General features: G+C 64.1%; 28 protein-coding genes. 27 read left to right on the top strand and 1 reads right to left on the bottom strand.

Translation table 11 applies throughout. From position 1 onward, the window contains the following. Positions 1 to 32: 32 nt before the first annotated feature. Positions 33 to 488: a hypothetical protein gene (locus ACI2JH_RS13440; protein ID WP_404736451.1), complete on the top strand. Its 456-nt coding sequence runs from the start codon at positions 33 to 35 to the stop codon at positions 486 to 488. 68 nt (positions 489 to 556) lie between these two features. Here the strand turns inward: ACI2JH_RS13440 and ACI2JH_RS13435 are convergent, their stop codons facing one another. Further along, a complete protein-coding gene (locus ACI2JH_RS13435; RefSeq protein WP_404736450.1) occupies positions 557 to 757 on the bottom strand; it encodes a hypothetical protein in 201 nt (66 codons plus the stop codon). Positions 758 to 912: 155 nt separating this feature from the next. Here ACI2JH_RS13435 and ACI2JH_RS13430 point away from each other — a divergent pair, with 155 nt between their 5' ends. From ACI2JH_RS13430 to ACI2JH_RS13305, 26 genes are all read left to right on the top strand, one after another. Beyond that, the gene (locus tag ACI2JH_RS13430; RefSeq protein WP_404736449.1) at positions 913 to 1,440 is read left to right on the top strand and encodes a phage regulatory CII family protein; all 528 of its coding nucleotides are present in this window, start codon (positions 913 to 915) and stop codon (positions 1,438 to 1,440) included. Next, positions 1,437 to 1,751: a winged helix-turn-helix domain-containing protein gene (locus ACI2JH_RS13425; protein ID WP_404736448.1), complete on the top strand. Its 315-nt coding sequence runs from the start codon at positions 1,437 to 1,439 to the stop codon at positions 1,749 to 1,751. Before ACI2JH_RS13430 ends, ACI2JH_RS13425 begins: the two co-directional genes overlap by 4 nt. A gap of 3 nt (positions 1,752 to 1,754) precedes the next feature. After that, positions 1,755 to 2,645, top strand: a complete 891-nt coding sequence (locus ACI2JH_RS13420; protein WP_404736447.1) for a helix-turn-helix domain-containing protein — start codon at positions 1,755 to 1,757, stop codon at positions 2,643 to 2,645. A 19-nt stretch (positions 2,646 to 2,664) separates the two neighbouring features. Beyond that, positions 2,665 to 3,309: a hypothetical protein gene (locus ACI2JH_RS13415; protein WP_404736446.1), complete on the top strand. Its 645-nt coding sequence runs from the start codon at positions 2,665 to 2,667 to the stop codon at positions 3,307 to 3,309. Next, entirely contained in the window at positions 3,306 to 3,542 is a 237-nt protein-coding gene (locus ACI2JH_RS13410) for a hypothetical protein (protein WP_404736445.1), read from the top strand. Before ACI2JH_RS13415 ends, ACI2JH_RS13410 begins: the two co-directional genes overlap by 4 nt. Further along, entirely contained in the window at positions 3,542 to 3,907 is a 366-nt protein-coding gene (locus ACI2JH_RS13405; RefSeq protein ID WP_404736444.1) for a Ref family recombination enhancement nuclease, read from the top strand. The genes ACI2JH_RS13410 and ACI2JH_RS13405 overlap by 1 nt, the downstream gene beginning before the upstream one ends. After that, the gene (locus tag ACI2JH_RS13400) at positions 3,904 to 4,392 is read left to right on the top strand and encodes a hypothetical protein (RefSeq protein ID WP_404736443.1); all 489 of its coding nucleotides are present in this window, start codon (positions 3,904 to 3,906) and stop codon (positions 4,390 to 4,392) included. The genes ACI2JH_RS13405 and ACI2JH_RS13400 overlap by 4 nt, the downstream gene beginning before the upstream one ends. Before the next feature lie 2 nt (positions 4,393 to 4,394). Then, a complete protein-coding gene (locus ACI2JH_RS13395) occupies positions 4,395 to 4,856 on the top strand; it encodes an HD domain-containing protein (RefSeq protein WP_404736475.1) in 462 nt (153 codons plus the stop codon). Positions 4,857 to 5,081: 225 nt separating this feature from the next. Beyond that, complete coding sequence (locus ACI2JH_RS13390) at positions 5,082 to 5,780, top strand: hypothetical protein (protein ID WP_404736442.1); 699 nt, start codon at positions 5,082 to 5,084, stop codon at positions 5,778 to 5,780. Between the two features lie 191 nt (positions 5,781 to 5,971). Continuing rightward, positions 5,972 to 6,169, top strand: a complete 198-nt coding sequence (locus ACI2JH_RS13385; RefSeq protein ID WP_404736441.1) for a hypothetical protein — start codon at positions 5,972 to 5,974, stop codon at positions 6,167 to 6,169. Further along, positions 6,166 to 6,618, top strand: coding sequence for a lysozyme (locus ACI2JH_RS13380; RefSeq protein WP_404736440.1), 453 nt, complete (start codon positions 6,166 to 6,168; stop codon positions 6,616 to 6,618). The genes ACI2JH_RS13385 and ACI2JH_RS13380 overlap by 4 nt, the downstream gene beginning before the upstream one ends. Next, entirely contained in the window at positions 6,615 to 7,109 is a 495-nt protein-coding gene (locus ACI2JH_RS13375; RefSeq protein ID WP_404736439.1) for a hypothetical protein, read from the top strand. The genes ACI2JH_RS13380 and ACI2JH_RS13375 overlap by 4 nt, the downstream gene beginning before the upstream one ends. Positions 7,110 to 7,174: 65 nt before the next feature. After that, positions 7,175 to 7,474 (top strand): DUF1064 domain-containing protein, encoded by a 300-nt coding sequence (locus ACI2JH_RS13370; protein ID WP_404736438.1) that lies wholly within the window; start codon positions 7,175 to 7,177, stop codon positions 7,472 to 7,474. After that, entirely contained in the window at positions 7,474 to 7,656 is a 183-nt protein-coding gene (locus ACI2JH_RS13365) for a hypothetical protein (RefSeq protein ID WP_404736437.1), read from the top strand. Before ACI2JH_RS13370 ends, ACI2JH_RS13365 begins: the two co-directional genes overlap by 1 nt. After that, the gene (locus ACI2JH_RS13360) at positions 7,656 to 7,985 is read left to right on the top strand and encodes an HNH endonuclease signature motif containing protein (RefSeq protein ID WP_404736436.1); all 330 of its coding nucleotides are present in this window, start codon (positions 7,656 to 7,658) and stop codon (positions 7,983 to 7,985) included. The genes ACI2JH_RS13365 and ACI2JH_RS13360 overlap by 1 nt, the downstream gene beginning before the upstream one ends. Before the next feature lie 153 nt (positions 7,986 to 8,138). Beyond that, positions 8,139 to 8,519, top strand: coding sequence for a hypothetical protein (locus ACI2JH_RS13355; protein ID WP_404736435.1), 381 nt, complete (start codon positions 8,139 to 8,141; stop codon positions 8,517 to 8,519). Positions 8,520 to 8,522: 3 nt separating this feature from the next. Further along, positions 8,523 to 10,193, top strand: coding sequence for a terminase large subunit (locus tag ACI2JH_RS13350; protein WP_404736434.1), 1,671 nt, complete (start codon positions 8,523 to 8,525; stop codon positions 10,191 to 10,193). After that, positions 10,193 to 11,545: a phage portal protein gene (locus ACI2JH_RS13345; RefSeq protein ID WP_404736433.1), complete on the top strand. Its 1,353-nt coding sequence runs from the start codon at positions 10,193 to 10,195 to the stop codon at positions 11,543 to 11,545. Before ACI2JH_RS13350 ends, ACI2JH_RS13345 begins: the two co-directional genes overlap by 1 nt. Further along, positions 11,508 to 12,245 (top strand): head maturation protease, ClpP-related, encoded by a 738-nt coding sequence (locus ACI2JH_RS13340; RefSeq protein WP_404736432.1) that lies wholly within the window; start codon positions 11,508 to 11,510, stop codon positions 12,243 to 12,245. Before ACI2JH_RS13345 ends, ACI2JH_RS13340 begins: the two co-directional genes overlap by 38 nt. Before the next feature lie 69 nt (positions 12,246 to 12,314). After that, positions 12,315 to 13,565 (top strand): phage major capsid protein, encoded by a 1,251-nt coding sequence (locus ACI2JH_RS13335; protein ID WP_404736431.1) that lies wholly within the window; start codon positions 12,315 to 12,317, stop codon positions 13,563 to 13,565. Positions 13,566 to 13,620: 55 nt separating this feature from the next. Continuing rightward, a complete protein-coding gene (locus ACI2JH_RS13330) occupies positions 13,621 to 14,031 on the top strand; it encodes a hypothetical protein (RefSeq protein ID WP_404736430.1) in 411 nt (136 codons plus the stop codon). Between the two features lies 1 nt (position 14,032). Continuing rightward, positions 14,033 to 14,452, top strand: a complete 420-nt coding sequence (locus tag ACI2JH_RS13325) for a head-tail connector protein (protein WP_404736429.1) — start codon at positions 14,033 to 14,035, stop codon at positions 14,450 to 14,452. A 24-nt stretch (positions 14,453 to 14,476) separates the two neighbouring features. Beyond that, on the top strand, positions 14,477 to 14,683 hold the full coding sequence (locus ACI2JH_RS13320; protein ID WP_404736428.1) for a hypothetical protein: 207 nt from the start codon (positions 14,477 to 14,479) through the stop codon (positions 14,681 to 14,683). Next, entirely contained in the window at positions 14,680 to 15,033 is a 354-nt protein-coding gene (locus ACI2JH_RS13315) for a phage head closure protein (protein ID WP_404736427.1), read from the top strand. Before ACI2JH_RS13320 ends, ACI2JH_RS13315 begins: the two co-directional genes overlap by 4 nt. Further along, positions 15,006 to 15,530: an HK97-gp10 family putative phage morphogenesis protein gene (locus ACI2JH_RS13310; protein ID WP_404736426.1), complete on the top strand. Its 525-nt coding sequence runs from the start codon at positions 15,006 to 15,008 to the stop codon at positions 15,528 to 15,530. The genes ACI2JH_RS13315 and ACI2JH_RS13310 overlap by 28 nt, the downstream gene beginning before the upstream one ends. Beyond that, positions 15,530 to 15,895 (top strand): DUF3168 domain-containing protein, encoded by a 366-nt coding sequence (locus tag ACI2JH_RS13305; protein WP_404736425.1) that lies wholly within the window; start codon positions 15,530 to 15,532, stop codon positions 15,893 to 15,895. Before ACI2JH_RS13310 ends, ACI2JH_RS13305 begins: the two co-directional genes overlap by 1 nt. Positions 15,896 to 15,953 lie beyond the last annotated feature (58 nt).

Here is a 15,953-nt window from a genome sequence, read left to right as displayed (position 1 = left end):
GACGTCAGTGTATAGCGCGCTAAACTTGCGCAATGGAACTCACTAAACGATCACTGCGGGATTGCCTTGGCACCAACGATGCTGGTTTGGCCAAGTTCTTCAATGTCACGCCCTCGGCGGTCTGCCAGTGGGCAGACGACGACCCGCTCCCGGAAGCCCGTCAGTGGCAAGCGAAAGCAACCCGGCCAGATTTGTTCCCCATGGTCGGCGCCGACTCGAGCGCGACCGACATGGCCGCGCTCATCGACAGCCGAATGAACAAGCGCGCGCTGCGGGCGAAGCTGGGTTTCAAGACCGACGCGCCGTTGGCGAAGGTGCTGGGCATAGAGCCCGAAGTGCTGGAAGCCTGGGCCGAAGAGGGCAGCGTTCCGGACAGCTTGGTCGGTGCAGTGCTCAAGCTGCTCGGTCATGGCGCCGAGCTCGACGACGCCCCTCGCAGGCCGGCTGACCCCGACGCAGATCGCATCGTGCCGGTGGAAGCTGCTTGAGCGCCCTCCTGTCGACTGCGAGCAACCGTGGCGAGGAGCGCTTAGCCCCCCGGCCACGGTTGGGCGACTCAGGGGATATCCAAGCCGTTGAGCAGGTTGATGGCTCGGCTGATTGCTTCCTTCTTTGCCTCGTTCTGCGAATAGGCACCGTCGGAGTAGGTCAGTGCGACCGTTACCTCGATATCGCCCCGAATTCGCAGCCTGATCTCGGTTCGGGTCGAGTTCGACGTGGTGTTGAAGTCCTGTTCGATAGGTCCGTGGTGATTCATTTGCTTCTCCAAGCGGTCGTGATTGCCGCAGCGGTGAGCGTACCGCCTCCAACACGACTGTGATCGTCCCTGAGTTGTTCATTTCCATGGCGCCGATGGTGCGCCAGCTGGGCCAGCCCCGAAACCCTGAAATATCGTCCCGCCCAAGGTGACCCATGACTTGCCGAACCACTTCGCTTAACTGGCTCGACTGCCTTTACAACGCTGTACGCAAGACGCCGGGCGGCGTGAACGAGGCTGCCCAATGGCTGACTGACCGCCGCGGCAAATCAATCCATCCGGAGACCCTGCGCGCCAAGCTCAACGGGAGCGAGGGCGAGTCAGTGACCATCGAGATTGCCGAGCTGCTGACGGAATGGATCAAGAAACATGCGGGCGGCGCCGAGTACGCCCTGGAGTGGCTGCAGGCGCTGGCCGCCCAGCACGGCATGGCCGTGGACGTGGTGCCGCCGGCGCCGGAAGGTGGCTGGGCTGACGAGATCGGCGCCCTCCAGACGAAGCTGCTGGAGATCACTTCCCGCGTCGGTCGCCTATCCGGTACGGCGGTGCATGCAATGGCTGACCAGCGTATCGACAGCGAAGAGGCATCGCTGATGGTCAGCGAGGTTCGGGCGCTGCGCACGATGGCTCACCGGCTCGAGCGCAACATCGCGCGCGCTGTGGGCAAGGGGCGCCGCCGATGAGCATGCACCCCGCACGCGCCACTGACCCAGGCACCAGTCACGAGGCTGCGCGCCACTTCGTCGCCAGCGGTCTACAGGCTGCCCAGCACGCCAGCACCGCGGCGGCTGTGAAGATTCATCCCGGCCTGACGAGCAATGAGCTGTCCAAGCGCAGCTCCCTCGACCGCTACATGCTCGCCCGCCGACTGCCCGAGCTGCTGGAAGCGGGTGCCGTCTGGCGCGGACCGAAGAAGCCATGCGAGGTAAGCGGCCGTAGCGCCTGTACCTGGTGGCCCGTTGCCCCCGGCGAAACCTTCAACTTGGCGCTCTGATCCATGTCAACAATCATCATGTCCCAGTGCTGGCCGCTCCAGCAGCTAAGCGTCACACAGAAAGCAGTACTGATCTCGCTGGCTGACCAAGCCAACGACGACGGCGTCTGCTGGCCGGCCATCGGGACCATCGCCAAGCGCTGCTGCATGTCAGAGCGCGCGGTACGCACCGCGATGGACCATCTGGAGGCTGTGGGCCTGCTGAGCCGTGAGCGTCGATTCAACAGCAGCAACGTGTATTCGGTGACCCCGGCCAAGTTCGACGCGTCCGCGGCGGGCACGAAGGCCAAGCGAAAGGCTGCGAAGTCGAGTACTGCACCGGGCGCAGGGGATGCGCCCGGTGCAGGGGGTGCGCCCGATGCACCCGGGGATGCGCCCGCTGCAGGGGGGCTGGCACGGGGCGCAGGTCTGGAGGTGCGCCCCGTGCCGCCTAACCGTCATATAACCATCATTGAACCATCAGATGAACCGTCATTTCCGGCGGTCCTGTCGGACGCGCCGCCAGTGGTCGAATCGGAGACCGAGCTGCAGGCGGCATGCAGGGCGACATGGGTTGCCTACGCCCTGGCCTACCGGGACCGCTACGGCGCTTCCCCGGTACGCAACGTCAAGGTCAACGCCAACGTGAAGCAGATCGTCCAGCGACTGGGTCGCGCCGAGGCGCCGCAGGTAGCCACATGGTTCCTGACGGTGAACGAGCGCTACGTCGTTCAGGGCATGCACGATCTCGGCCTGCTGCTCGCGCGCTGTGAGGCCTACCGCACCCAGTGGGCGACTGGCCGGCAGATGACCGCCACCAGTGCGCAGCATGCGGACCAGACCCAGTCGAACCTGGGTGCTGCGGCAGAGGCTAAGGCGATTCTGGCCAAGGGGAGGGCACGCAATGCTGGTTGATCATGAGCAGGACAGGCTGGTGGAGCTGCTGGTGGCCACGGCGGAGGTAATCGGCGACCAGATCCGCCCGACTGCCGCGGCCTTCATGGTGACCGACCTAGCCGGCTATCCGCTGCCGGCGCTGGAAAAGGCGCTGGCCTCCTGCCGCCGCGAACTCAAGGGGCGCCTGTCGCTGGCGGCGATCCTCGAGCGCATCGACGACGGGCATCCGGCGCCGAACGAAGCCTGGGCCAACGCAATCCGTGCGGCGGACGAGTCGGCAACGGTGGTCTGGACCGAGCAGACGCGCGACAGCTGGTCCGCTGCGCTGCCGCTGATCGAGGCAGGCGACAAGATCGCTGCGCGTCAGGCCTTTATCGAGGTCTACATCCGGCTGACCAAGGAGGCGCGCGCTGCCGGCCAGCTGGCTGTGCATCACGCATCTATCGGCTTCGATGCCTCGGGCCGGGACGCGGTGCTGCAGCGCGCAGTCGCCGCCGGGCAGCTGGCGCATGAGCAGGTTGCCGAGCACCTGGCATTGTCGCCGGCCACGCCTGCGTTTAATCCGGTCGCACTCCTGGCTGGCCGCGTGGAGCCTTCGCCGGAAGCTAGCGCCCGTACGCGCGCGCGGCTGGCCGAACTGGCTGAGCTGCTGGGCGCACCCAGCGCCAAGGCGGCGGCATGAGCAGGACGCCGCGCCGTATTGAGCTGGAGCTGCGCCCGGTTCGGGAACCGGTGTCCGAAGCGGGTTGGTATCTCGGCTATGGCTATGGGGTGAAGCCTCTGGTGCTGTACGCCTCGCGTGGACAGACCGTCTGGCGTGATGGCTGCCGCCAGATCCCGATCACCGGTTACGCCGGCCCTTTGCCGGATGGCGTGCCGACGCGCGCTGTGACGACCGAGCGGAGTGCGCGCTGATGTGGTCGAAAGCCCCGCCGCCGACGAAGGAAGAGGCTGCCCGGATTGAGTTGGCCAAGGTCGGCCCGTGCATGGCCTGTTTGGTGCGCTACGCCGCCGGCCTGATGGCTCAAAGGCACGTCGTCTACGGGTGTGAATACAACCACGCCAAGAGCGGGAACATCCGCCGCGGGCACTCCTTCGGCTACGGCCTGTGTCAGTGGCATCACCAGAGGTATCTGCGGGAGGACATGTCACAAGCCCAGATGGTCGCTGTATGGGGCCCGCCGCTGCACTGGTCGAAGCAATTCCACGCGGCGTTCGGCAGCGACGACGAGCTGATTGCCCAACAGACCTACATCAACGAACTCAGGAGCGCCGCGTGAGCGAGCAGAAAATATCGATAGCCGAGCAGGTGCGCGCTGTACTGGCGGATCGCCCGGACCATGCCTACACATACGCGGCTCTCTACGAGGCACTGCAAGATGCCGGCGTGGATACGGCAGACAACATGAACGCGATCAACAAGGCGCTGAGCTACCTGGCCGATGGTGGGTATGTCGAAAGGCTGGGCTACCGCGAAACAGCCACCTTCCAGAGTACTGGCAAGGCGATGGTACGGCCGCGCCTGTCACGTGAGGAGAGTGATCGGCGGCGCCGTGAGCGGGACCGGCTGCGCCACCAGGCACTGCGCGCCCAGATGGCTGCGCCTCGCGAGCGCCGGGTGGATGCCAACACGGTAGCCCGACCCAAGCCGGTCAAGGTTGCGCCACAGCCGGGCGTGACTGAGACGGTCGATCAGTTCTTGGCTCGGGGAGGACGCGTGGAACGCCTGACGACCCACTGGGAGCAGATGGAGCAGGCGGCGTGAGCATGTGCCCATTCGTCAACGAGGCGTGGTTCCTTGCACGGGAAGCGCACGCGGACCAGCTGGACAAGGGCGGACGGCCCTACATCGAGCACGTGGCGCGTGTTGCGCTGGCAGTCGAGGGCGACGACGAGGCAGAGGCTGTGGCCTGGCTGCACGACGTGGTCGAGGACTGCCCGGGGTTGGCCACCAAGGTGATCTTGTTCCCCAGGGCAATCGTCGACGCGGTGCTCGACCTGACGCGGGTCCCCGGCGTGGACGACGCTGCTTATTACCAGCGGATCCGGCAGAACCCGCTGGCCTTGAAAGTGAAGCTGGCGGACATCGCTGACAACAGCGAAGAAGGCAGGCTAGGGAAGTTGGATCCGGCGACCGCTGCGCGACTTCGTGTGAAGTACGCCAAGGCGCGCGCTGCACTGGGGCATGCGGTAGATCGGCGCGCGCTGGCAAGGGGGCTTGGCGCTTAATCGCGCGCGCTGCGACAGGGCGGTCCCATGATCTCGGCATGGACCTGACTCGAATCGATGACCGAGCGCTGCACCGCCTTCACCGCCTGCAGCAAGAGATTGCGACCGACCTCTGGCGCCGCCACTGGGCATCCCCCAGCGGGCGGCGAGCAGCGGCTACCACACAGCGGCGCGCCGAGAGGATGCGCCAAGAAATCAGACGACGAGAGCGAGAGGGGAATCGGCATGGGGAACGTACGTGAGCTGATGGCGCGGCTTGGGCCGTCCACCGTCAAATTCGACACCGGCCGCGGCGGGACGCCCGACCTTACCAATCAGGATATTGCAGCTGCGCTTGGCATGGTGCCGGCGGGACTGGGCCGCGAGCTGCTTGAGGCCCTGTGGTGGCCCGAAAGCGGTGCGCGACGGATGCAGCAGTTGCGCCAGGCAGTCATCGCGCTGATGGCGCCTGAGTTCACGCGCCAGCAAAAGGCTCTCGCAGAGGCCCGAACCGAGTTGGGAATCGCGAAGACGTGCATGGGGTGGGGTGGCGGCACTGTCACGGACATGCAGCGAAAGGAGTTCCTGCGCGCGGAAGCGAAGCTGGAGGCGACGCGCGCGCTGTCCTGGCCGAACAACACCATGGAGCAGCTGGGCACCCTTGCCGGGGCGGTCATTACCGAGCTGGCCAACGCAGGCTGCTGCAACCAATGCGAGGGGAGGGGGTCAACCCCGCACCGGGGCGGGGCCGTGGAATGCGACGGGTGCGACGGCAGCGGCATTGAGCCAATGAGCGGTAGGCAGCGCGCATTGGCGATTGGAAGCGATCAATCAGCCTACCGGCGGTTCTGGCGCCCGGTTTATGAGTGGATGCTTGAGCGTCTGCGCGAAGCGGAATCCGACGCTGCGCACGCGCTCCGGATGGCGCTCGGCAGGGCTGCGTAACGAGGATTTGGCAGGTCCTCGCTTTCGCCTCTAATTTACCCATCATCCAGACGCAGCCCCGGCCCAAAGGCCGGGGCTTTTTCTTTGCCCGTCCACAGACCGGATCGAATCTCATGCCTAGCCGGCAGCGGGACGGGCGCCTATCACGAGCCGGAGCGCAAATGCACAACCGGACAACCCACGGGGCTTCCATGAAGGACGAAATCATCAGCGCCGCGGGCAGTGCTGCGGCGAAAGCTGCGCCCCCGGTTACCGTCGCCGGTGCAGTGGCGGCCGGTGCCAACCTCGACGCGGTCGTGGTGGTACTGACCATCATTTACCTGGTGGGCCAGATCAGCTACCTCGGCTGGCGCTGGATCCGCGAGCTGCGCCAGAGGACTCCGGTATGAAGGGAAAGATCGCAGCCCTTGCAGTGGTACTGCTGGCAACGCCGGTGGTGATGACCTATGAAGGGGTAGTGCAGCAGCGCTATAACGATCCCGTGGGAATCCCCACGGCCTGTGTCGGCGAGACCGATAAGGAAGTGGTTGGGTTCAAGGCGCAGTTCAGCCGCGAAGAGTGCGTGTCCATCATGGGCGCCAGTCTCTACGCGCATGCATTGCAGCTCGACAAGTGCATCTCGCGGCCGGTCTCCCGGCAAGAAGCGGCCGCCGTCCTCAGCTGGGGCTATAACGTGGGCACTAGCGCTGCCTGTGGCTCGACCCTCGTTCGGCTGTTGAATGAAGGGAAGCCCTTCTGCCAAGAGCTGAGCCGCTGGACGTACGCCGGAGGCCGCCAGCTGCCGGGGCTGGTCCGGCGCCGTGCCTCCGAACGCGCGCTGTGCGAGGGGAAATCGTGACCGGCCCCACGGGACGCATCCTGCGCTTCGTATGCTGGTCTGCGCTCATGTTTGGCCTTGGCTGGGCGTGGCGAGGCGACAGGGCCGAGATAGCCGAGGTGCGCGGTAGCGCAGAAGTGGTTGGTGCCGCACTGCAGGGCGAGCAGGTAGCGCGGACGACTGACCGTGCCCAGGTCGAAGCAGTTCAGCAAGCCGCCGATGCGGCCAATCATCGCGAGGACAGGATCGATGCGGAGTATCAGGAGCGCGTCACTGCCGCTGTTGCTGGGCGTGACAGTGAGCTTGGCCGCCTGCGCCACCAGTGGGCCGGTTGCGAGACCGGCCGCTTGGCCGACGGTGCCGCCGCTGTCGCAGAAGCTGCAGCAGAAAACCGACTACGCAGGCTCAGTGCGAGCCGAATTGTACGAGCCTGCGAGCTCGCCCAGTCCGAGCGAGACGAAGCCGTAGATCGCTATCAGGCGGTCGAGCGTGAGATCAATCAGGGGCCTTGATGCAAATGGGCAACCGACCGAGCAAAGCGGGGCTATACGCTCTGGGCCGCCTCAAAGCCGGCCAGATGAACAAGACTGAGGCGGAGTACGAGCAGCACCTGAAGACCCTTCTGCACGCGGGTGCAATCACCTGGTACTGCTTCGAGGGCTACAAGTTTCGCTTGGCAGACAACACGTTTTACAGCCCTGACTTCGCGGTGATGCTGCCGGGCGGGATGCTCGAGATGCACGAGGTCAAGGGCTACTGGCTTGACGACGCCCGGGCAAAGATCAAGGTCGCCGCGTCGCTGTTCCCGCATCCATTCGTTGCCGTAATGCGCCGCAAGAAAAAGGATGGCGGCGGCTGGGCAGAGGAGCGGTTCTGATGGCAAACATGAGCTTCACCTATACCGTGCGTCGCCGGTGGTGGCTTCGCTACTACATGGCAGCCGTGGTCATCGGATGCTGGCCTGCCGGAAAGGAGCCGCACGAGGCGCGCGTCCTGGCGTGGATACGTCGCGGGTTGATTATCAGGGTGCGGCGCCGATTCGTCGGCCCGGTGGCCTGATGCCATCGCGTCCCAAGCAGCACCGCGCAGCGGGCTGGAAGCCATACAAGGAAGACCCGCGGCAGGTGAAGCGCCGACAGGATCGCCGCGCCCTCGCGACGAACTCGACGGCCTGGCGCAAGATGCGCGCCGTGCACTTGGCTTATGAGCCGCTATGCCGAACGTGTTCGGCTTCTGGGCGGATCACCGCTGCGACCGAGGTGGACCATATCGACGGCAACGACGCCAATCACGCCGACCATAACCTTCAGTCCATGTGCCGCAGCTGCCACAGCGCGAAGACGGCCCGCGAGAATGGAGGGTTCGGGCGCGAGGCGTGGAACGCATGAGGGCGGCGCCCGGTTCCACGAGAAGGCGAGTTATCCACAGAAAGTGCGCGCGAGGGGGGTGGGGAGGGCAAAAGTCTAGGCCCCCTCCCAGCCGATACGCGCGCCCCCCTTTCCTGTCGTTTCCACAGAATTTGAATTTCGAGGTAGGCCGCCATGGCACGGCACAAGCAGCCGGCCGAACTGGCCGAGTTGAAAGGGGCGGCAAAGAAGAACCCCCAGAGATACAAGAAGGAGCCCCCGAAGTCGGGCAAGCCACTGGGCAAAGTTCCGGATCATCTTCCGGCCGAAGTGGCCGAGGTCTGGAAGGAGCTCGAGCGGCACGCTCTCCCTGGTGTTCTCACCGGTGCGGATCGCTTCGTGATGGAGGTAGCGGCTTCGCTGGTGTGGGAGTTTCGCGAGAATCGGGCTGAGTTCAAGGCTGCCAAGTATTCACATCTGATCGGATGCCTCGCCCGACTGGGCCTGACACCCGCCGACCGCCAGAAGCTCGGCACAGACAAGACGCCGGAGGGCAACCCATTCGACGAGTTCTGATGTATGACGCCGACCGAATCAGCGAAGGCCTACGCCCGAGGCGTAGTGGCCGGCAAGATCCCGGCCGGGCAATACATCAAGCTGGCCTGCCAGAGGTTTCTGGATGACCTGAAGCGTACCGGTCCGGCTTGGCCCTACAAGTACGACGCCGACAAAGCGGACCGTGCTGTGCGCTTCATGGAGAAGATGCCACACACGAAGGGTAAATGGGCGGCCCAACGGCAGGCACTGGTGTTCCAGTCCTGGCAGCACTTCATTGAGTGCAACCTGTTCGGGTGGGTCCACAAGAAGACCAAGCTTCGGCGATTTCGCAAGGCGTACGAGGAAATACCCCGCAAGAACGGAAAGTCCCTACGGCTTGCCGCGCGAGGGCTTTACCTGTTCTGTGCGGACGGGGAGGCAGGCGCTGAAATCTATTCCGGCGCTACCAGCGAAAAGCAGGCGTACGAGGTCTTCCGCCCCGCTTGGCAGATGGTCCAGAAGCTTGCCGCTCTGCGGTCGCGCTTTGGGATTGAGCAAGCAGGAAATCCGAAGAACCCTGGACCCATGTTCGTCATGGAAGACATGTCCAAGTTCGAGCCGATGATCGGCAAGCCAGGCGATGGCTCCAGTCCTCACGCCGCTTTGGTAGACGAATACCACGAACACGACGACGACCACATGGTCGATGCCATGGAAACAGGCATGGGTGCGCGAGAGCAGCCCCTGCTCTGCATCATCACCACGGCCGGCACGAACCTCTCGGGGCCGTGCTACGAGACCCGGTCTGACGTCATCCGGATCCTACAGGGGGAGGTGGTAGACGAGGCAGTCTTCGGGGCAATTTTCGGGATTGACGAGGGGGACCGTTGGGACGACCCGGCGAGCCTTCGTAAAGCCAACCCCAACTACGGCGTCTCTGTATTTGAGGACTTCCTGCTCTCCCAGCTGGCCCAAGCCAAGCGCTCAGCCAGCAAGCAAAGCGCGTTCCGTACCAAGCATCTGAATGACTGGGTCGGCGCCAAGCTTGCTTGGATGAACATGCTGGCGTGGCAGCGGCAGAAGCGAAGGTTCGAGATAGCCGACTTCGTTGGATGTCCATGCTGGATCGGTGTCGATCTTGCGTCGAAGCTGGACGTAGCTGCGGCCGTCATGCTCTTCGAGAAGGACGGCGGCTACTACGCCATTCCGCGCTTCTACGTGCCCGAGTCAGCGGTAGAGGAAAACGAGAAGTACCAGCACTTCGTGTTGGACGGGCTGATGATCTCCACGCCCGGCAACATGACCGACTACGCCTTCATCGAAGAGGATCTGAAGGAGCTGACAGCGCAGGGAATCGACGTTCGTGACATCGCTTTCGACCCGGCACAGGCTGCATACCTTATGACTCGGCTCGAGCAGGAAGGGTTGCCCGTGGTCGAGATGGCGCAGTCGGTGCGCAACCTGTCGGAACCCATGAAGGAGGTGGAGGCGCTGATTCTCTCACGTCGCCTCTGGCACGACGGTAACGCTGCCATGACCTGGATGATCGGGAACGTGGTTGCTCGCGTAGACGCCAAGGAACACGTCTATCCGCGAAAGGAAAAGCAGGAGAGCAAGATCGATGGCGCAGTAGCGCTGATCACGGCTATGGGCCGCGCCATGCAGGTGCAGGATCCGGGTCAAATCCAACAGGGCTTCGTGGTGATGGACTGATGAGCGCAAACATTGCACGCAACCGGCTAGCGATCACCGTGGGCGTAGATCGCGGCGTTCGCGCGCTGGCGGGGTCGGGGTCGGTGACGGCTCTGGCCGAGAGCGAAACCGTTCCTTCATCGAGCATGCGAATGCTCGAGGTGTTCGGCGAGCACGCAACTGCAGCTGGTGCCAGGGTAAGTCCCGCAACCTCGATGCGGGTCTCGGCTGTCTTCAGCTGTGTCAGCCTGATCGCCAGCGCGATAGCCCAGCTGCCTTTGCCGGTCTACGAGCGTCAGGGGGAGGTGCGGGTCAAGGCGGATCACGATTACTGGTGGCTGTTGAACGAGCAGTTCGCACCGGCCTGGACCAGCGCTACTGCGTGGGAGTTCCTGATCGGCCAGATGCTGCTCCGCGGTGACGGCTACGCTTACATTCAACGCAATCGCGCTGGCCAGATGACGGCATTGATCCCCTGGCCCACTGAGCGGGTCATGGTCCTCGAGCAGAAGCGCAACAGCCCGCGCGAGGCGCGGCGGCTGCAGTACACGTTCCACGACGACGAGGGTTACTTCACCGTTGATCAGGATGACGTGCTGCACTTCCCCGGCTTCGGCTTCAATGGCGTACATGGCCTGTCGGTCATTCAATGGGGTGCTCGCAACGGGATCGGCATTGCGATTCAGGGCGACGACCATGCGGGCAAGTTCTTCTCGGAGGGTGGAAAGCCCGAGGTAGCGATCAAGGCCGCGAAAGAGATGGGCGTCGCTGCCCAGGACGCGTTCCGCGATGCGTGGGTCAAGAAGTACGGTGGCGCACAGGGCAATCGCCGCATCCCGCTGATCCTGACGGAAGGGCTGGAGATCAGTGAGCTGACTATGTCCGCAGTCGATCAGCAGCTGCTTGAATCCCGACAGTGGCAGGTGATCGATATTGCCCGCGCATTCGGGGTCCCGCCGCACATGGTCGGCGAGACGACCAAGGCGAGCAGCTTCGGCACGGGCATCGAGGCGATGGGCATCGGGTTCGTGAAGTACACCCTTGGCGGCCACCTGAAGCGGATTCGCGACGAATTGAACCGAAAGCTGTTCCGTACCTCGCGCTTCTTCGTGGAACACAACGTCGATGGTTTCATGGCCGGCGACTCGAAAACACAGGGCGAATACTTCGGCAAGGCCCTCGGCGGGCCAGGTGCCCAAGGCTGGATGAAGGTGAACGAAGTACGCCGCCTGAAGAACCTGCCGCCAGTCGCTGGCGGTGACGAACTCTATCGCCCGAAGGATCCCGCTTCACCGGGGGCCGGCGGTAAAAATGAACCCCCGAAGGAACCCGACGATGCCGATCCCGAAGCTGCTCCAGCTGGCGAAGAATAACGCCGGAAAGTCCAAACCCATCCGTGCCGAGGAAGATGGCAGGGAAGCGACGATCTACCTCCATGGCGTCATTGGAGGATGGTGGGGTGACATTGATGAAACGATGTTCGCCCAAGCCATGGCCGGGATCGATGCCGACATCATTCACCTTCGGATCGACTCTCCCGGCGGCGACGTCTTCGCGGCCCGCTCGATGATGACGGCCATCGCGCAGCACAAGGCAACGGTCATTGCGCATGTGGATGGCCTTGCAGCCTCGGCGGCCACCGGCATCTGCATGGCCTGCGACGAGGTGGAGATCAGCCAGGGCGCCGGCTTCATGATCCACAACGCGTGGACCATCGCTATTGGCAACAAGAGCGATATGACAAAGACGTGCGAGCTCCTGGCAAAGATCGACACCGGTCTGGCGGCGGATTACACGCGCCGGACCGGGAAGGAGCAGGAGGAAATCGTCCAGTGGATGGATGCCGAGACCTGGTTCACTGCGGATGAAGCAAAGGAACACGGATTCGCTGATCGGGTTATCGAGGTAGTGGCGACGAAGAAGGCCAGCAATAGCTGGGACCTGTCCGCTTACGAGAACGCCCCGGCCGCGCTGGCGAAGCCGCCACACGCTGCGGACGATGGTGTTGCCATCGCCGCTCACCAGAGTGCCTTGTCGCGCCGTTTGGCGCTGCTTGAGCGCGCCCCTGCGTAAGCGACTCCCGCACGCAGCTAACCCCAAGCCGCCACAGGGCGGTTTTTTTTCGACCAAAGGAAATGCCTCATGCCCTTCAATATCCAGGCCGAGCGGGAGCGCCGTACCGCGCTGGCAAAGGAAACCCGCAACCTGCTGGACACCAGTACCGGTGACGGCAACACGTGGACCCCCGACAACCAGACCAAGTACGACACCAACGTGGCGGAGATCGAGCGCATTGATGCCTCCATCGCGCGCCACCAGAAGGTCATGGACCTGACGGCCGACGAGGCCATGCACGATGCGGGGGTGCGCGAGCAGCCGCCCGGCGCGGCTGCGAAGGGTGGGAAGACCCTCTCCAACGAAATGCGGCTGTTCGACCGCTGGGCACGTGGCGGCGACAACGCGCTGTCGGCCGAGGACTGGAAGCAGGTCAACGGCGCGATGTCCGGCAATCCGAACCTGAATCCGGAACAGGGTGGCTATACCGTGCCGACCACCATCGCATCGAGCATCCTCGAAGCGCTGAAGGAGTACGGCGGCATGCGCCCGGTGGCTGACGTCTTCAGCACCGCCGGCGGCGAGCCGATGCAGTACCCCACCAGTGACGGCACCTCGGAAGAAGGCGAGATCGTCTCCGAAAACCAGTCGGCGACCGACGAGGATGCGAGCTTCGGCACCAAGGGGCTGCCGGTGTACAAGTACAGCTCCAAGGTCATCACCGTGCCGTGGGAGCTTCTGCAGGACAGCACTGCTGACATCTCCGGGTTCATCGAGCGCCGCCTTCAGTCCCGCCTGGGCCGGGTTACCAATCGCCACTACACGGTCGGCAGTGGTGTCGGCCAGCCGATGGGCGTCGTGACCGCAGCCGGTGTCGGCAAGATCGGCGCAGTGGCTGCCGCGCCGCTGATCACCTACGAAGACCTGGTCGAGCTGGAGCACAGTGTGGATCCGGCGTACCGCAACCTGGCGCGCTGGATGATGCACGACAACGCGCTGAAGATCATCCGCAAGGTCAAGGACGACACGGGCCGTCCGATCTTCGTTCCCGGCTATGAGCAGGGCAACCCGGGCGGTGCCCCGGATCGTCTGCTCAACCGCGATATTCAAATCAACCAGCACATGGCCAGCCCCGCGGCCGCTGCCAAGTCACTGGCGTTCGGCGACTTCAGCTACTACAAGATCCGCGACGTGATGGCGGTGACGCTGTTCCGCTTCAACGACTCGGCGTACGTCAAGAAGGGCCAGGTCGGCTTCCTTGCATGGATGCGCACCGGCGGCAATCTGATCGACGTCGGTGGCGCGGTCAAGACCTTCCAGCACGGCGCGGCGGCCTAACCGCCAGGCCCACAGCATGGCGCCCCGGCGAACCCGGGGCGCCTGGAGATGTGACATGTCCAAGAAGAATGATGTCCTCAAGGCAACTGCTGCAGCAGCTTCGCCTACCCCTGCGACAGCCCAGGCGCCGGCCGGCTCGGAAGCGGCAGCGAAGGCAGATGGTGCCGACAACGAATCGGGTGCCGGTGCAGTGGCTGGTGGAGAGGTAAGCGCTGGCGGTGAAAGCCAGGATGCCGCCGCGTCGGCCACGGATGCCGCAGCCAGCGCTGGGGTCGACACCCCCAGCGAGAGCGCTCCGGCTGCTTCCGCTCAGGGGGAGGGCGATCAGGTCAGCGTCCTGCTGCTCTGTGACAGCCACCTCGGCAAGATCAACGAGGTGACACAGGTTCCCGTGGCGCATGTCAGTGACCTGAAGGCCGCAGGCTTGGTGGATCCTCACCCCGCGGCGCTCGCCGGACGCGCCTGACGTGTTGCGGCTGGTGTTAGCGGCCGAACAGGAGCCAATCTCCCTGGACGATGCGAAGCTGCATCTGCGGGTGGACGGCGACGAAGAAGACCTGCTGCTTTCTGGCTTCATTGCTTCCGCTCGCGAAGTTGTGGAGCGGCAGACAGGCTACGCCCTGGCCATTGCGACATACGAATGGGATACGCCGAGTGCTGCCGAGCGCCTGCCGATTGAGCCGGCGGTCGCGATCAGTCAGCCGGGCGTGATGCCGGTCCGCTTCAGAACGGACCCGGGCCCCGCCCCGCAGGCGCTGCGCGCAGCCATCCTCCTGCTGGTTGCGGACCTCTACGCCAATCGCGAGGCGGGTATTACTGGGACGATCCACGTGGTCAATCCCACCGTCGACCGCCTGGTGTTTCCCTACCGCCGACTCACGCCATGAGTTGGCATCCCCGCGAGGTATCTGATGTCAAATCCTGATGCTGTTGCTGCGGCGCTGCTGGCGCAGGCGGCGGCAATGGATAGGCTGGCAGGCGTGATTGAGAAGCTGGCCTCTACCAGTTCCGCCCAACTCGAAGTTGTGAGTCAGTTGCTGGAGGCCTTGTGTGAAGCGGAGGGCGTCGAAGCAGCGCCGCCACCGCAGGTCTATCTCAGCGGGAAGCCGAGAGGATGAGGGCCGGCGAGCTACGGCACCGCCCCGTCCTTCAGGTTCTTGCCACCGTGCAGGATGACGAGACAGGTGAAATGGTCGCGCGCTACATCGACGTCACCAAGGTGTGGGCAAAGATCGAGCCGCTCTCGGCCAAGGATCTCATTGCCGCGCAGGCGTCAGGTAGCGAGGTCTCGGTGAGGGTGACCATCCGGCACCGGAAGGGAATCACGGACCGCCACCGGTTTGTGCATCGCGATCAGTTCCTGCACGTGCAGGGCGTATTGCCAGATGCAGATAGCGGCCGGGATTACCTGACGCTTCCCTGCAGCGAGGGGGTGAAACGATGGCAGACCGGATCAGGTTCGACGTAAGTGGTCTGGATGACGTCAAGAGGAAGATGGCCCAACTGAAGGCCGACGTCATTCATCGCACCGGCCGAGCAGCACTCCGCCGAGCGGCCATCGTGCTGCGCGAGCAGGCCCGGTCGAACGCTCGCCGGATCGATGACCACGAGACCGCAGAGGCGATATGGAAGAACATCGACGTGCGCTGGGATGCCCGCAGCTACAGGGCGAACGGCACGCTCGGCTTCCGCGTTGGCGTCCTGGGCGGTGCTCGCAAGTACGCTGACACCAAGGCAAACCGGCGCGCTGGCCGTGCGGGCGCCGATATGGCCGCGCCTGGTTCTTCCGGGAACCCCGGTGGTGATACCTGGTACTGGCGCATGAAGGAATTCGGCACCTCCAAGATGCCGGCGCAACCCATTCTGCGGCCGGTCGGTGAACAGGCCGGCCAAGAGGCCGTCGACACCTTTGCGCGCTTCTTCAACCAAGGCCTTAACCGGGCCATCAAGCGGAACACGAAGTGATGCTCCCGCCCGTATTCAATCTGTGCAAGGCCAGCCCTGCTGTGCTTGCGGCACTGGGTAGTGATCCTATCCGCGTCTACCCCTTCGGAAAGGTTCCGAAACAGCCAAGTTTGCCGTACTCGGTCTGGCAGGAGCTGGACGGCGTGCCAGGGAACAACCTCGCTGGCAGGCCTACGCACGACTACGTGCCTACCCAGCACGACATCTATGCGGATGACCGGGTGACCCTTGAGACGGCCGTGATGGCGCTGCGCAAGGCGCTGGAGCGCGGCGGGGTGATAACTCGACTGGGCGGGACGTCCATTGATGATGAAACTTCGTTGTATCGCTACTCCTTCGACGTTGATTGGCACCTGATGCGCTGATTGCCACTCAACCCCGGATACACCTTTCGACCCCGCCCTGCGGGGTTTTTCGTTTCTA

The organism is Stenotrophomonas sp. NPDC078853, assembly GCF_044901215.1.
Lineage (GTDB): Bacteria > Pseudomonadota > Gammaproteobacteria > Xanthomonadales > Xanthomonadaceae > Stenotrophomonas > Stenotrophomonas lacuserhaii.
The sequence above is the reverse complement of the archived record's forward strand: the minus strand, read 5'-3'. Positions and strand labels throughout refer to the sequence as shown.